Genomic DNA, 15,418 nt, shown 5'->3' on the forward strand with positions numbered 1-15,418 from the left:
CGGTGCAACGGTGTGGCCCACCGGCGCTGTCAACAGCTGGCGCAGTCAGCCCGTTGCTTGACACTCAACCCTCTTTGATAAGGATCGACGATGAAGAAATTTGTATCCCTGGCGGCCGTTGCCGCTTTGACTTTGAGCCTGGGTGCTTGCTCAACCAGCAGCCCCGATGTGATTCAGCGCGGTGACGCACAACGCATGTCGCTGGTCGAAGACGGCGTGGTGCTGACGGTGCGCAATGTGGTGGTGGATGGCAGCCAAAGCGGCATGGGCGCGGCAGTCGGCGGGGTCACCGGTGCGGTGGCAGGTGCCAGCCGGGGTGGTGGCCGTGCCGAGAGCAATGCCATTGGCTTGCTGGTGGGCGTGGCCGGTGCAGTGGCGGGCAATGCCATTGAGCGCATGGCCACCCGCGAAGACGCCACTGAGCTGCTGGTGCAGCTCAAAGGTGGCGAACGCCGCGCAGTGGTGCAAGCCAAGGGCGGTGAAGTGCTGGTGCCCGGCGACAAGGTGATTTTGATCACCACCGGCGGCAAAGTGCGTGTGGCCAAAGCCCCCTGAGTCCAACGGTATTGAGGTGACTGCATGGCGCGTTTGCCCCGCTTGACCTTGCCAGACTTCCCGCACCATGTGATGGCACGGGGCAACAACCGCCAAGCCATCTTTTTATCTCCGTCAGACCGCCTCAAGCTGCTGGCGCTGCTGCAAGAGGCCGCGCACAAGTTTGACGTGGCCGTGCACGCCTATGTGCTGATGGACAACCACTTTCACCTGCTGGCCACGCCCCACACCCAGGCAGGCTTGCCCAGCATGATGCAAGCCGTGGGGCGCAGTTATGTGCGCTATTTCAATGCAGCGCACCAGCGCACTGGCACCTTGTGGGAGGGGCGCTACAAATCCACCCTGATTCAGTCAGATCGCTACCTGCTGACCTGCATGGTCTACATTGACCTCAACCCGGTGCGCGCTGGGATGGTGGCGCAGCCGCAAGATTACCCGTGGTCGAGCCATCTGCACTATTTGGGGGTGCGCTCAGACCGGTTGATCACGCCGCACGCTTTGTATTGGGAACTGGGCAACACCCCGTTTGCGCGCGAGGCGGCTTATGCCGAAATGGTGCAAAGTGGCATCAATACGGTGCAGCAAACGGCTTTGACGGATGCCACGCTACAGGGCTGGGCCTTGGGTGAGCCAGATTTTGTGGCTGAATTGCAAAAACGAACCGAACGCCGCGTGGCCAAAACCACTGCTGGGCGGCCGATTTCCACTCAAAAGATCACAGTCAAATAAGCCTCTAGTGCTTATGAATAAAGCGCTAATAGCTATTTATTTTGATATGTCCCCAATTAATTTAGAAAAGTTGATTCTGAAAATTAATTGGAATCTGACCCCAATTATTTTGTTTGGCACAGTTGCTGCAATGCGGTAAAGTTGAGTTATCTGCCATTTTTTAGGAGCGCGCATGACAACAGCAGCCGAGATTACCCATCTCCAGCAACATGGTTTGTATTCAGCATCTCAAGAGCATGACGCTTGCGGGGTCGGTTTTGTGGCCCACATCAAGGGTCAGAAGTCGCACGACATCGTCAAAAACGCGCTCAAAATTCTAGAAAATCTCGACCACCGGGGTGCGGTGGGCGCTGACAAGCTGATGGGCGACGGCGCGGGCATTTTGATCCAGCTGCCTGATGCGCTGTACCGTGAAGAAATGTCTGCCCAAGGCATCACCTTGCCGCCGCCCGGCGAATACGGCGTGGGCATGGTGTTTTTACCCAAAGAAAGTGCCAGCCGGCAAGCCTGCGAGCAAGAGCTGGAGCGCGCCGTCAAGGCTGAAGGCCAGGTACTGCTGGGCTGGCGCGATGTGCCGGTAGACCGTGACATGCCGATGTCACCCAACGTGCGCAAAAAAGAACCCGTGCTGAAGCAAATCTTCATTGGCCGTGGCAACGACGTCATCGTCCAAGACGCGCTGGAGCGCAAGCTGTATGTGATCCGCAAAACCGCCAGCGCCCACATTCAGGCGCTCAAGCTCAAGCACAGCAAAGAATATTACGTGCCCAGCATGAGCAGCCGCACGGTCATTTACAAAGGTCTGCTGCTGGCCGACCAGGTGGGCACCTATTACCTTGATTTGCAAGACCCACGCTGCGTGTCGGCACTGGGTTTGGTGCACCAGCGCTTTTCCACCAACACCTTCCCAGAATGGCCATTGGCACACCCCTACCGCTATGTGGCGCACAACGGCGAAATCAACACCGTCAAAGGCAACTACAACTGGATGAAGGCGCGCGAAGGCGTGATGAGTTCACCGGTGCTGGGCGCAGACTTGCAAAAGCTTTACCCCATCAGCTTCCCCACCCAGTCAGACACCGCCACCTTTGACAACTGCCTGGAGTTGCTCACCATGGCCGGCTACCCCATCAGCCAGGCCGTGATGATGATGATTCCCGAGCCATGGGAGCAGCACACCACCATGGACGAGCGCCGCCGCGCCTTCTATGAATACCACGCAGCCATGCTGGAGCCGTGGGACGGCCCGGCCAGCATCGTGTTCACCGATGGCCGCCAAATTGGTGCCACGCTCGACCGCAATGGTCTGCGTCCGTCACGCTACTGCATCACCGACGATGATTTGGTGGTGATGGCCTCCGAGTCCGGCGTGTTGCCTTTCCCCGAGAGCAAGATTGTGCGCAAATGGCGCCTGCAACCCGGCAAGATGTTCATGATCGACCTGGAACAAGGCCGCATGGTCGATGACGACGAGCTCAAAGCCGGGCTGGCCAACGCTAAACCCTACAAGCAATGGATTGAGAACCTGCGCATTCGCCTCGACGACGTGCAAGGTGGCGGCGAGCCTGCCAGTGCCGCAGAGTCCACCGGCACGCTGCTCGACCGCCAGCAAGCCTTTGGCTTTACCCAGGAAGACCTGAAGTTTTTGATTGCGCCCATGGCTGCCAACGGCGAAGAAGCCATTGGCTCGATGGGCAACGACAGCCCGCTGGCCGTGCTCTCTGACAAAAACAAACCGCTTTACAACTACTTCAAGCAGTTGTTCGCGCAAGTGACGAATCCGCCGATTGACCCGATCCGCGAAGCCATTGTGATGAGCTTGAACAGCTTCATTGGCCCCAAGCCCAACCTGCTCGACATCAACCAGGTGAATCCGCCGATGCGCCTGGAAGTCAGCCAGCCAGTGCTGGACTTTGCCGACATGGCCAAGCTGCGCGACATTGCCAAACACACCCACGGCAAATTCCGCAGTTACACCCTGGACATCACCTACCCGCTGACCTGGGGGCGTGAAGGGGTGGAAGCCAAGCTGGCATCGTTGTGCGCCGAGGCCGTTGACGCCATCAAGAGCGGCCACAACATTTTGATCATCAGCGACCGCGCCATCAGCGCCACCCAGGTGGCCATCCCCGCACTGTTGGCCTTGTCTGCCATTCACCAACATCTGGTGCGCGAGGGCTTGCGCACCACCGCCGGTCTGGTGGTCGAGACCGGCACCGCGCGCGAGGTGCACCACTTTGGTGTGCTGGCAGGCTATGGTGCCGAAGCCATTCACCCCTACCTGGCCATGGAAACCCTGGCCAGCATCTGCCAAGACCTGCCTGGCGACCTGAGCGCCGACAAAGCCATTTACAACTATGTCAAAGCGGTCGGCAAGGGACTCTCCAAGATCATGTCCAAAATGGGTGTCAGCACCTACATGAGCTACTGCGGCGCGCAGTTGTTTGAGGCCATTGGCCTGAACAGCGACACCATTGCCAAATACTTCACCGGCACGCCCAGCAAGGTGGAAGGTATTGGCGTGTTTGAGATTGCCGAGGAAGCATTGCGCATGCACAAGGCAGCCTTTGGCGAAGACCCGGTGCTGGCCAATCGTCTGGACACTGGCGGTGAGTATGCCTGGCGCGCCCGTGGTGAAGAGCACATGTGGACGCCTGATGCCATTGCCAAGCTGCAGCACAGCACCCGTGCCAACAACTGGAACACCTACAAGGAATACGCCCAGATCATCAACGACCAAAACAAGCGCCACATGACGCTGCGCGGCTTGTTCGAGTTCAAGATTGACCCCAGCAAAGCCATTCCGATTGACGAGGTCGAGTCAGCCAAGGAAATCGTTAAGCGTTTTGCCACCGGCGCCATGTCGCTGGGCTCCATCAGCACCGAAGCGCATGCCACGCTGGCTGTGGCCATGAACCGCATCGGCGGCAAGAGCAACACCGGTGAGGGTGGTGAAGACCCCTTGCGCTACCGCAACGAGCTCAAAGGCATCCCGATCAAGCAGGGTCAAACCATGTCTGACCTGCTGGGCAAAGACCTGTTTGAAGTCGATTACGCCTTGCAAGACGGCGACTCCATGCGCTCCAAGATCAAACAAGTCGCCTCGGGCCGCTTTGGTGTCACCGCCGAGTATTTGGGCAGTGCGGATCAAATTCAGATCAAGATGGCGCAAGGTGCCAAGCCAGGCGAGGGCGGCCAACTGCCCGGCGCCAAGGTGAGTGACTACATTGGCAAACTGCGTTTCTCAGTGCCCGGTGTGGGCTTGATCTCGCCGCCGCCGCACCACGACATCTACTCGATTGAAGACTTGGCGCAATTGATTCACGACCTGAAAAACGTCGCGCCCAAAGCCAGCATCAGCGTCAAGCTGGTGTCTGAAATTGGGGTCGGCACCATTGCCGCGGGCGTGGCCAAGTGCAAGGCCGACCACGTGGTGATTGCCGGGCACGACGGCGGCACTGGTGCCTCGCCCTGGTCGTCCATCAAGCACTGTGGCAGCCCATGGGAAATTGGTCTGGCCGAAACCCAGCAAACCCTGGTGCTCAACCGCCTGCGCAGCCGCATTCGGGTGCAGACCGACGGCCAAATGAAAACTGGCCGCGACGTGGTCATTGGCGCCATGCTGGGTGCCGATGAGTTTGGCTTCGCCACCGCACCGCTGGTGGTGGAAGGCTGCATCATGATGCGCAAGTGCCACCTCAACACCTGCCCGGTGGGCGTGGCCACGCAAGACCCCGTGCTGCGCAAAAAATTCTCTGGCAAGCCCGAGCATGTGGTGAACTACTTCTTCTTCATCGCCGAAGAAGCCCGCCAGATCATGGCGCAGCTGGGCATTCGCACCTTTGATGAGCTCATTGGCCGTGCTGACTTGCTCGACATGCGCGCTGGCTTGAGCCATTGGAAAGCGCAAGGCCTGAACTTCAGCCGCTTGTTTGCCCAGCCTAATGTGGGTGCCGATGTTCCCCGTTTCCAAACCGAATTTCAAGACCACGGTTTGCACAAAGCGCTGGACAACAAACTCATCGAGAAAAGCCGCCCCGCCATTGACCGTGGCGAACGCGTGCAGTTCATCGAGGTGGCGCGCAACGTCAACCGCTCGGTGGGCGCCATGCTCTCTGGCGCGGTGACGCAAGTGCACCCCGAGGGTTTGCCTGACGACACCATCCGCATCCAGCTTGAAGGCACGGGTGGTCAGTCGTTTGGCGCATTTTTGTGCAAAGGCATCACGCTGTATTTGATTGGCGATGCCAACGACTACACCGGCAAAGGCTTGAGCGGTGGCCGCGTGGTGGTTCGCCCCAGCATTGACTTCCGCGGTGACGCCATCAAAAACACCATTGTGGGCAACACCGTGATGTTTGGCGCCACCAGCGGTGAGGCCTATTTCAGCGGCGTGGCCGGTGAGCGTTTTGCGGTGCGCCTGTCTGGTGCCACTGCGGTCGTTGAGGGCACGGGTGACCACGGCTGTGAATACATGACCGGCGGCACCGTGGCCGTGCTGGGTGCCACCGGGCGCAATTTTGCAGCTGGCATGAGCGGCGGCGTGGCCTATGTGTATGACGAAGATGGCAAGTTTGCCAAACGCTGCAACACCGCCATGGTCTCGCTTGAGAAAGTGTTGACCACGGCCGAGCAAAAAGAATCGGTCAAAGAAAGCCTGTGGCACCGGGGGCAAAGCGACGAGGCACAGCTGAAAAAACTGCTGGAAGACCACAACCGCTGGACCGGTAGCCGCCGCGCCCGCGAGCTGCTGGACAACTGGGACACCGCACGTGCCAAGTTCGTCAAGGTTTTCCCCAACGAGTACAAACGCGCACTGGGCGAAATGCATGCAAAAAAAGGGGCCCTAGCGCAGGTAGAACGTGCACAAGCAGCTACAAAAAAAGAAGCTAGCTTGAGCCGCTAAGGCAGTTGCAAGTTGGCCCCTTTAACCCGTCATAGACGTTTAGACAGATAGGAAACATCATGGGAAAAGTCACCGGTTTCATGGAATACGAGCGCATTGAAGAAGGCTACAAACCCGTGCCTGAGCGCTTGAAAAATTACAAAGAGTTTGTGATTGGTCTCGATGACCAGGCCGCCAGCACGCAAGCGGCGCGCTGCATGGACTGCGGCACGCCGTTTTGCAACAACGGCTGCCCGGTCAACAACATCATTCCAGACTTCAACGACTTGGTTTACCACGCCGATTGGAAGACGGCCATTGATGTGCTGCACAGCACCAACAACTTTCCAGAATTCACCGGGCGCATTTGTCCAGCGCCGTGCGAAGCAGCGTGCACGCTCAATGTGAACCAACTGCCGGTGGGCATCAAGAGCATTGAGCACGCCATCATTGACCGTGCTTGGGAGCACGGCTGGGTCAAACCACAGCCCGCCAAAATCAAAACTGGTAAAAAAGTGGCGGTGGTGGGCTCGGGTCCGGCCGGGCTGGCCGCATCGCAGCAACTGGCGCGCGCAGGCCACGATGTGACGCTGTTTGAGAAAAATGACCGTGTGGGTGGCCTGCTGCGCTATGGCATTCCAGACTTCAAGATGGAAAAAACCCACATTGACCGCCGTGTTGAGCAGCTCAAGGCCGAGGGCGTGACCATTCGCACCGGCGTGCTGGTGGGCGAGCTACCCAAGGGCAGCAAGGTCACCAACTGGGCCAAAGAAACCGTGTCAGCCGCGCAGCTGCAAGCGGACTTTGATGCGGTGTTGTTGACTGGCGGCTCCGAACAAAGCCGAGACCTGCCGGTGCCAGGGCGCAACCTGGAAGGCATCCACTTCGCCATGGAATTTTTGCCCCAGCAAAACAAGATCAATGCCGGTGACAAGCTCAAAGGCCAGTTGCGTGCTGATGGCAAGCATGTCATTGTGATCGGTGGCGGCGACACCGGCAGCGACTGTGTTGGCACCAGCAACCGCCATGGTGCAGTCAGCGTGACGCAGTTTGAGGTCATGCCAGAGCCCCCAGCTGAAGAAAATCGCCCCCTGACCTGGCCTTACTGGCCCATGAAGCTGCGTACCAGTTCCAGCCACGACGAAGGTTGTGTGCGCGAATTTGCCATTTCTACCAAAGAATTTGTTGGCGAAAAAGGCAAGGTCACAGGGCTGAAGACCGTGCACATTGAGCTCAAAGACGGCAAGATGGTTGAAATTCCGGGCACCGAGAAAGAGGTCAAAGCTGACCTGGTGCTGCTGGCCATGGGCTTTGTCAACCCAGTGGCTTCGGTGCTGGATGCTTTTGGCATTGACAAAGATGCCCGCGGCAACGCCCGTGCCAGCACCGACTTCACCGGCGGTTACGCCACCAATGTCGCCAAAGTGTTTGCTGCCGGTGACATGCGCCGTGGCCAAAGCTTGGTGGTCTGGGCCATTCGTGAAGGCCGCCAAGCGGCGCGTGCTGTGGATGAGTTTTTGATGGGTTTCAGCGACCTGCCAAGGTAAAAGCACCTCATCGCTTATGATTGACAGGCCGGGCGAGAACTTTGACAGTTCTTTCACCGGTCTTTCTATTTATGGCCTTACCCACATCAAACTCCCTGGTTGAACTCAGTCACCTTAGCTTTGGCTATGGCGACCGCTTGATCCTGGACGACATCAACCTGACCCTTCCACGCGGCAAAGTCACCGCGCTCATGGGCGCCTCGGGCGGTGGCAAAACCACGGTGTTGCGGCTCATTGGCGGGCAGGTGCAGGCACAGCGTGGACAGATGTTGTTTGACGGTCAAGACATCACCCCCATGACCCAGCCCGAGCTGTATGCAGTGCGTCGGCGCATGGGCATGCTGTTTCAGTTTGGGGCCTTGTTTGCCGACATGAATGTGTTTGAGAACGTGGCCTTTCCGCTGCGCGAGCACACTCAGTTGCCCGAGGTGCTGATTCGCAACGTGGTGCTGATGAAGCTCAATGCCGTCGGCTTGCGCGGCGCCCGTGAGTTGATGCCCAGTGACTTGAGCGGTGGCATGGCGCGCCGTGTGGCGCTGGCACGTGCCATAGCGCTTGACCCGGAGCTGGTGATGTACGACGAACCCTTTGCCGGGCTAGACCCCATTTCTTTGGGGACTGCAGCGCGTTTGATTCGTGAACTCAACGACGCTATGGGGCTGACCAGCATTTTTGTCTCGCACGACCTGGAGCAAACCTTTGCCATTGCCGACCAGGTGATCATTTTGGCCAACGGCAAGATTGCCTGCCAGGGCACCCCCGACGAGGTGCGCCACAGCACTGACCCCCTGGTGTACCAATATGTCCACGCCCTGCCAGAGGGTCCGGTGCATTTTCACTACCCCGGCGTGAGCGTGGCGCAAGATTTTTCGGTTGAGGTGGTGTCATGAGCTGGTTTCACCCTGCAGCCATTGGCCTGAGTGTGCGGCGCCAGCTTGACCACATGGGGTTTGCCGCCCGGCTATTTGGCCGCTTGTGGTTGACGCTGGGCTACGCCCTCAGGCGCAATGCGCTGACGCGTGACCAGGTGCATTTCTTAGGCAATTACTCACTGCCCATCATTGGCGTGGCGGGTTTGTTTGTCGGGTTTGTGTTTGGCTTGCAGGGCTATTACGCGCTCAAGCGCTATGGCTCGGCCGAGGCTTTGGGCTTGCTGGTGACCTTGAGCCTGGTGCGCGAACTCGGCCCGGTGGTCACTGCCTTGCTGTTTGCCGGGCGAGCCGGCACGTCTTTGACGGCAGAGATTGGCCTGATGAAAGCCGGTGAGCAAATCAGCGTGATGGAGATGATGGCCGTTGACCCGGTGCAACGGGTGTTGGCACCACGCTTTTGGGCGGGCATTTTCACCATGCCGCTGCTCGCCGCAGTGTTCAGCGCCATGGGGGTGATTGGCGGCTGGGTGGTGGGTGTGTTGATGATTGGGGTGGATGGTGGTGCGTTTTGGAGCCAGATTCAAGGAGGCGTGGACGTGTTCAAGGACATTGGCAACGGCGTGGTGAAAAGCTTTGTGTTTGGTGTGGCGGTCACGTTCATTGCCCTGCTACAAGGTTACAACGCGCAAGCCACTCCTGAAGGGGTGGCCAAGGCCACCACCCGCACCGTTGTGATGGCCTCACTGACTGTGCTGGGTCTGGACTTTATCCTGACCGCCATGATGTTTACGATTTAGAAATTTGTGGCACAAGCTAACGCTCCAAAAGGTGCGCCTGGTTTGTGACGCCATGTGAAAAGGAAAGTTGATGCAACGCTCAAAAATTGATGTCTGGGTAGGCTTGTTTGTGGTGATTGGTGCGGTGGCTCTGTTGTTTTTGGCCTTGCAATCGGCCAACTTGCTGAGCCTGAGTTTTCAAAAAACCTACTCGGTTGCCGCCAAATTTGACAACATTGGCGGGCTCAAACCCAAAGCAGCGGTCAAAAGCGCAGGCGTGGTAGTGGGCCGGGTGGAAAACATTGTGTTTGATGACAAGTCGTTTCAGGCCAAGGTCACCTTGGCACTTGAGACCCGCTACAACTTCCCCAAAGACAGCTCGCTGAAAATTTTGACCAGCGGCTTGTTGGGCGACCAATACTTAGGCATTGAAGCCGGTGCGGACGATAAAAACCTCAGCGCTGGCGACGTGATCAGCAGCACGCAGTCGGCCGTGGTGCTGGAGAACTTGATCAGCCAGTTTTTGTACAGCAAGGCTTCAGACCCTGCGGCTTCACCCGCATCCAACAACTCTCAGGGAAAATAAATATGAGCAGTGCATGCTTTAACGGTGGGCTCAAACGCCTATTTTCGGCTGCTACTTTGTGCGTGGTGGTCATGGCCTCGGGCTGTGCCACCGGCCCCAATGCCAACCCGCGCGACCCGATAGAGCCGTGGAACCGGGGCGTTTACCAGTTCAATGACGCGGTTGACCGTGCCGTCATCAAACCTGTGGCCACGGTTTACAAAGATGTGCTGCCGCAACCCGTGCGCACCGGCGTGCACAATTTTTTCAATAACCTGCAAGACGCCTGGTCGTTTGTCAACAACGCCTTGCAGCTCAAAGCCGAGCCTGCGGCCAACAGCCTGGTACGTTTTGGCGTGAATACGTTTTTGGGCTTGGGCGGGGTGCTTGACATTGCCACCGAGATGCGCATTGAGCGCTACACCGAAGACTTTGGCCAAACTTTAGGCTACTGGGGTGTGGGCGCAGGCCCCTACCTGGTGCTGCCGCTGCTCGGGCCGTCAACCGTGCGTGACACCGCCGCGTTGCCGGTAGATGCTCAAGGTAATTTGGTCTCCAATGTCAGTGATGTGCCGGCGCGCAACTCGGCCACCGGTTTGAATTTGCTGGACCGCCGTGCCAATTTGCTCGGTGCCACCGACATACTTGACCAAGTGGCGCTTGACCCTTACACCTTCACCCGTGACGCTTTTTTGCAACGTCGTCGCAACCAGGTGTACGACGGCAACCCGCCTGATGAGCCTGAACTGCCTGCACAGTCTGCGCAGTAATTTTTAACAAGGGAGTTCCATGAACCGTCGTTTATTCAACCAATGTGTGCTGGCACTGGCCGCCAGCGTGTCGTTTTTAGCGGTGCCCGCTTGGGCGGCTGAAGAGGCACCTGACGCCCTGGTTGACCGCCTGACCAAAGAAGCGCTTGACATCATTCAAACCGACAAAGCGGTGCAAGCCGGTGATGTTGATCACCTGATGCAACTGCTTGACACCCGCGTCATGCCTTACCTGAATTTTCAGCGCATGACGGCCTCAGCGGTGGGTCCCGGCTGGCGTCAAGCCACGCCCGAGCAGCGCAAACGCCTTGAAGCTGAGTTCAAAACCTTGCTGGTACGCACCTATGCAGGTGCCATCAGCCAAGCCAAAAACCTTACCTTCAGTGTGAAACCGCTGCGCGCTGCGCCTGAAGACAAAGAAGTCATTGTGCGCACCCTGATCAAAGGCCGTGGCGACCCCATTCAGCTTGATTACCGGCTGGAAAAATCTGCTGGTGATGGCGCTGCGGGCTGGAAAATTTTCAACCTCAACGTCTTGGGCGTGTGGCTGGTAGACACTTACCGCAGCCAGTTTGCCCAGGAAATCAATGCCAAAGGCGTGGATGGTTTGATCACCACGCTAACCGAGCGCAACAAATCCAATGCGGCCAAAAGCGATACTTCGGCCAAAAAATAACCATGCTCCAACTGCCCGCCACCCTGATGCACCACACGGCCAAGACCTGCTTGGCAGAGCTGCTGCAGGCGCTGCAAGCCACTGCTGAGACCACGGTCACGGTCAATGCGGTGGCGCTGCAACGCTTTGACTCTACGGCCTTGGCGGTGTTGCTGGAGTTGTCTGCCCAAGCCCAGCGGGTTGGCAAAAAACTGGTGCTGCAAGCCTTGCCCACGCGTTTGAATGATTTGGCGCGGGTCTACGGCATTGATGCATTGTTACCTGCTGCTAACTGATGCCAGCCCAAGCCACTGGCCGTGTGCCTGCTATTTCTTTTGAGAACATCAGCAAAAGCTATCCCTTGCCTGGCACGGCCAAGGCGCGTTCATTTTTAGCGCTGGATGCGGTCAGCCTTGACGTGGCTCAGGGTGAATTTTTTGGCCTGCTCGGCCCCAACGGTGCCGGTAAAACCACGCTGATCACCTTGCTGGCAGGTTTGGCCAAAGCCACCTCAGGCCGAGCCCGGGTGATGGGGCACGATGTGCAAACCGACTTTGCTGCCGCCCGGCGCGCCCTGGGTGTGGTGCCGCAAGAGCTGGTGTTTGACCCGTTCTTTAACGTGCGCGAGGCGCTGGTGTTTCAGTCGGGCTACTTTGGTGTGCGCCACAACGATGCCTGGATCGATGAGTTGCTGGACAGTTTGGGTCTGGCTGACAAGGCCAAGTCCAACATGCGTACCCTCTCCGGCGGCATGAAACGCCGCTTGCTGGTGGGGCTGGCGCTGGTGCACAAGCCGCCTGTCATCGTACTGGATGAACCCACCGCCGGGGTGGATGTGGAACTGCGCCAAACCCTGTGGCATTTCATTGCCAAGCTCAACAAACAGGGGCACACCGTGCTGTTAACCACCCACTACCTGGAAGAGGCCGAGGCTTTGTGCAACCGCATTGCCATGCTGAAAAGCGGCCAGGTGGTGGCGCTCGACAGCACCAGTGCGCTGTTGAGTTCGGCCTCGGGCAATGTGCTGCGTTGCACGGTCGATGGCGATTTACCCCCCGAATTGGCAGCCATTGCGCGCGTCACTGGCCGGGTGGTGCAGTTGCCAGCGGCGGACGCGCGGGCGGTAGAGTTTTATTTGACGCAGCTGCGCCAAGCCGCCTTGACCGTGAGCGACATTGAAATTCGCCGCCCTGACCTGGAAGATGTGTTTTTGCAGGTGATGCACCAGCACCCCGACCGCCTTCAAAGGAGCTTGCCATGACCGGCTGGCAGATGTTGCTTTACAAAGAAGTGCTGCGCTTCGTGCGGGTGGCGGCGCAAACCATCACCGGGCCGATTTTGACCGCCATGCTCTACCTGCTGGTGTTTGGCCAGGCGCTTGAGTCACACGTCAAGGTCTACGATAACGTGAGCTACACCGCTTTTCTGGTACCCGGCTTGGCCATGATGAGCCTGCTGCAAAACGCCTTTGCCAACAGCTCGTCGTCGTTGATTGCCAGCAAGGTCATGGGCAACCTGGTGTTTTTGTTGCTCACGCCCTTGTCGGCCTGGCACTGGTTTGTGGCCTATGTGGGGGCAGCCCTGGTGCGCGGGCTGGTGGTGGGGCTGGGCGTGCTGGGGGTGTCGCTGCTGTTTGCGGTACCGCCGCTTGCGCACCCCTTGTGGGCGTTGAGCTTTGCTTTGCTGGGTGCAGCGTTGATGGGGGCTTTGGGCGTGGTGGCCGGGTTGTGGTCTGAAAAATTTGACCAAATGGCAGCGTTTCAAAACTTTGTGGTGATGCCTATGACGTTTTTGAGCGGCGTGTTTTACTCCATCCACTCACTGCCCCCTTTTTGGCAAACGGTGAGCCACCTCAACCCATTTTTTTACATGATTGACGGTTTTCGCTACGGTTTTTTTGGCGCCAGCGACATCTCGCCTTGGCTCAGCCTGGCCATGGTGACCAGTGCCACAGTGGCTGTGGGCGTGTGGGCATATGCCTTGTTGCGCAGTGGGTACAAAATCCGCACCTAGAACGGGCTGGCGTGCCGCCTGCCCACATGTTTTCAGCTCACCCCCTTTTTAGACCGCAAGACCCGCGGGTCACTTGACTATATGAACGCAGATCACATCAAAAACCTCATTGCCAGCCAGTTGGCGTGCGACCACATCACCCTTGAGGGCGATGGCCGCCACTGGTACACCACCATTGTCTCGGCTGAATTTGAAGGCAAGCGCCCCATTGCCCGGCATCAGCGCGTGTATGCCTGCCTGGGCGACAAAATGAAAACCGATGAAATCCACGCCTTGTCCATCAAAGCCTTCACCCCGGCAGAGTGGGCGGCGCAAGCGGTGTAAGACATGGACAAATTACTCATTCGCGGCGGGCGCATGCTGCACGGCACGGTTGCCGTTTCAGGTGCCAAAAATGCCGCATTGCCAGAGCTGTGCGCAGCGCTGCTGACCGAAGAGCCGGTGCATTTGCTCAATGTGCCACGGCTGCAAGACGTGGCCACCATGCGCAAGCTGCTCGATCACATGGGTGTGCAAACCCAAACCCATGGCGAGCGTGGCGGCCTCAGTCTGCAGGCGCCAGCCAGCCTGAACCCTGAAGCGCCATATGAGCTGGTCAAGACCATGCGCGCTTCGGTGCTGGTGCTCGGGCCCCTGCTGGCGCGTTTTGGCCATGCCAAAGTCTCGTTGCCGGGCGGTTGTGCCATTGGCTCGCGCCCGGTTGACCAACACATCAAAGGCTTGTGTGCCATGGGTGCCGAGATTTCGGTGGAGCACGGCTACATGGTGGCCACCCTGCCCGCCGGGCGCACGCGCTTGAAGGGTGCGCGCATTGCCACCGACATGGTCACCGTCACCGGCACCGAAAACTTTTTGATGGCCGCCGCCCTGGCAGAAGGCGAAACCATTTTGGAAAACGCGGCCCAAGAGCCTGAAATTCCCGACCTGGCCGAGCTGCTGATCAAAATGGGTGCGCGCATTGAAGGGCACGGCACAAGCCGCATTCGCATTCAAGGGGTGGAGCGCTTGCACGGCTGCTCCCATCAGGTGGTGGCTGACCGCATTGAAGCGGGTACTTTTTTGTGTGCGGTGGCGGCGACTGGCGGCGATGTGCTGGTGCAGCATGCGCGCATGGAGCACCTAGAGGCTGTGGTGGAAAAGCTGCGCGATGCCGGTGCCGCGGTCACTTTGGAGGCCAACGGCATCAGGGTGCAGTCGGCGGGCGCGGGGCAGTTGAAGGCGCAGAGCTTTCGCACCACCGAATACCCAGGTTTCCCGACCGACATGCAAGCTCAGTTCATGGCGCTTAACACGGTGGCGCAGGGCACGGCCAAGGTGACCGAAACCATTTTTGAGAACCGTTTCATGCACGTCAATGAGTTGGTGCGCTTGGGTGCCAAGATTCAGATCGACGGGAAAGTGTCTGTGGTGGAAGGCGTGCCCAATTTGTCGGGCGCCACCGTCATGGCCACCGACTTGCGCGCCTCGGCCAGCCTGGTGATTGCCGGTTTGGTGGCGCAAGGCGAGACCCGGGTCGACCGCATTTACCACCTGGATCGAGGTTATGACCAGATGGAAGCCAAGCTGCAGGGTTTGGGTGCAGACATTGAGCGGCTTAAATAGACCCGCTGCCCACCCCAAGTCTTGCCATTGTATATATTAATTTCATAGCTGCTTACGCAACATCCATAAGCTCTAGAGGCCCAAATGATCACTATTGCATTGTCCAAGGGACGAATCTTTGAAGAAACCTTGCCGCTGCTCAAAGCGGCCGGGATTGAGGTGCTGGAAGACCCCGAAACCTCACGCAAGCTGATTTTGACCACCAACCAGCCCAATGTGCGGGTGCTGGTGGTGCGCGCCACCGATGTGCCCACCTACGTGCAGTACGGCGGGGCCGACATGGGCATCACCGGCAAAGACACGTTGCTGGAGCACGGTAGCCAGGGCTTGTACCAACCGCTGGATTTGCAAATTGCCAAATGCCGCATCAGCGTGGCGGTGCGCTCAGGTTTTGACTATGCCAACATGGTCAAAAAAGGCTCGCGCCTGACCGTGGCGACCAAATACGT

General features: G+C 58.4%; 15 protein-coding genes. All 15 read left to right on the forward strand.

Translation table 11 applies throughout. The features are described 5' to 3' along the window. Window positions 1–90: 90 nt before the first annotated feature. Entirely contained in the window at window positions 91–555 is a 465-nt protein-coding gene (locus PHT20_RS09700; RefSeq protein ID WP_301020368.1) for a hypothetical protein, read from the forward strand. Between the two features lie 24 nt (window positions 556–579). Then, the gene (locus PHT20_RS09705) at window positions 580–1,284 is read left to right on the forward strand and encodes a transposase (RefSeq protein ID WP_301020369.1); all 705 of its coding nucleotides are present in this window, start codon (window positions 580–582) and stop codon (window positions 1,282–1,284) included. Between the two features lie 172 nt (window positions 1,285–1,456). Further along, window positions 1,457–6,190 carry a glutamate synthase-related protein gene (locus PHT20_RS09710; RefSeq protein WP_301020370.1) on the forward strand — a complete coding sequence of 1,578 codons (4,734 nt, stop codon included), beginning with the start codon at window positions 1,457–1,459 and terminating at the stop codon, window positions 6,188–6,190. A 59-nt stretch (window positions 6,191–6,249) separates the two neighbouring features. Next, a complete protein-coding gene (locus PHT20_RS09715; protein WP_301020371.1) occupies window positions 6,250–7,716 on the forward strand; it encodes a glutamate synthase subunit beta in 1,467 nt (488 codons plus the stop codon). Between the two features lie 71 nt (window positions 7,717–7,787). Further along, window positions 7,788–8,606, forward strand: coding sequence for an ABC transporter ATP-binding protein (locus tag PHT20_RS09720; RefSeq protein ID WP_301020372.1), 819 nt, complete (start codon window positions 7,788–7,790; stop codon window positions 8,604–8,606). Further along, window positions 8,603–9,385 (forward strand): lipid asymmetry maintenance ABC transporter permease subunit MlaE, encoded by a 783-nt coding sequence (gene mlaE / locus PHT20_RS09725; protein WP_300087051.1) that lies wholly within the window; start codon window positions 8,603–8,605, stop codon window positions 9,383–9,385. The genes PHT20_RS09720 and mlaE overlap by 4 nt, the downstream gene beginning before the upstream one ends. Before the next feature lie 70 nt (window positions 9,386–9,455). After that, window positions 9,456–9,950 carry an outer membrane lipid asymmetry maintenance protein MlaD gene (gene mlaD, locus PHT20_RS09730; protein ID WP_300087054.1) on the forward strand — a complete coding sequence of 165 codons (495 nt, stop codon included), beginning with the start codon at window positions 9,456–9,458 and terminating at the stop codon, window positions 9,948–9,950. 71 nt (window positions 9,951–10,021) lie between these two features. Then, window positions 10,022–10,699, forward strand: a complete 678-nt coding sequence (locus PHT20_RS09735) for a VacJ family lipoprotein (protein ID WP_301020380.1) — start codon at window positions 10,022–10,024, stop codon at window positions 10,697–10,699. A 19-nt stretch (window positions 10,700–10,718) separates the two neighbouring features. Beyond that, entirely contained in the window at window positions 10,719–11,375 is a 657-nt protein-coding gene (locus tag PHT20_RS09740) for a phospholipid-binding protein MlaC (protein ID WP_301020373.1), read from the forward strand. 2 nt (window positions 11,376–11,377) lie between these two features. Beyond that, window positions 11,378–11,650 carry an STAS domain-containing protein gene (locus PHT20_RS09745; RefSeq protein WP_301020374.1) on the forward strand — a complete coding sequence of 91 codons (273 nt, stop codon included), beginning with the start codon at window positions 11,378–11,380 and terminating at the stop codon, window positions 11,648–11,650. A 23-nt stretch (window positions 11,651–11,673) separates the two neighbouring features. After that, window positions 11,674–12,615, forward strand: a complete 942-nt coding sequence (locus tag PHT20_RS09750) for an ABC transporter ATP-binding protein (RefSeq protein ID WP_301020381.1) — start codon at window positions 11,674–11,676, stop codon at window positions 12,613–12,615. Further along, window positions 12,612–13,367, forward strand: a complete 756-nt coding sequence (locus PHT20_RS09755) for an ABC transporter permease (protein WP_301020375.1) — start codon at window positions 12,612–12,614, stop codon at window positions 13,365–13,367. Before PHT20_RS09750 ends, PHT20_RS09755 begins: the two co-directional genes overlap by 4 nt. A gap of 81 nt (window positions 13,368–13,448) precedes the next feature. Beyond that, window positions 13,449–13,691 carry a BolA family protein gene (locus tag PHT20_RS09760; protein ID WP_301020376.1) on the forward strand — a complete coding sequence of 81 codons (243 nt, stop codon included), beginning with the start codon at window positions 13,449–13,451 and terminating at the stop codon, window positions 13,689–13,691. Between the two features lie 3 nt (window positions 13,692–13,694). Next, window positions 13,695–14,969, forward strand: a complete 1,275-nt coding sequence (gene murA, locus PHT20_RS09765; RefSeq protein WP_301020377.1) for a UDP-N-acetylglucosamine 1-carboxyvinyltransferase — start codon at window positions 13,695–13,697, stop codon at window positions 14,967–14,969. Between the two features lie 84 nt (window positions 14,970–15,053). Next, a partial coding sequence (gene hisG / locus PHT20_RS09770; RefSeq protein ID WP_301020378.1) for an ATP phosphoribosyltransferase occupies window positions 15,054–15,418 on the forward strand: 365 nt, incomplete at its 3' end.

The organism is Rhodoferax sp., from assembly GCF_028715765.1.
Lineage (GTDB): Bacteria > Pseudomonadota > Gammaproteobacteria > Burkholderiales > Burkholderiaceae_C > Rhodoferax.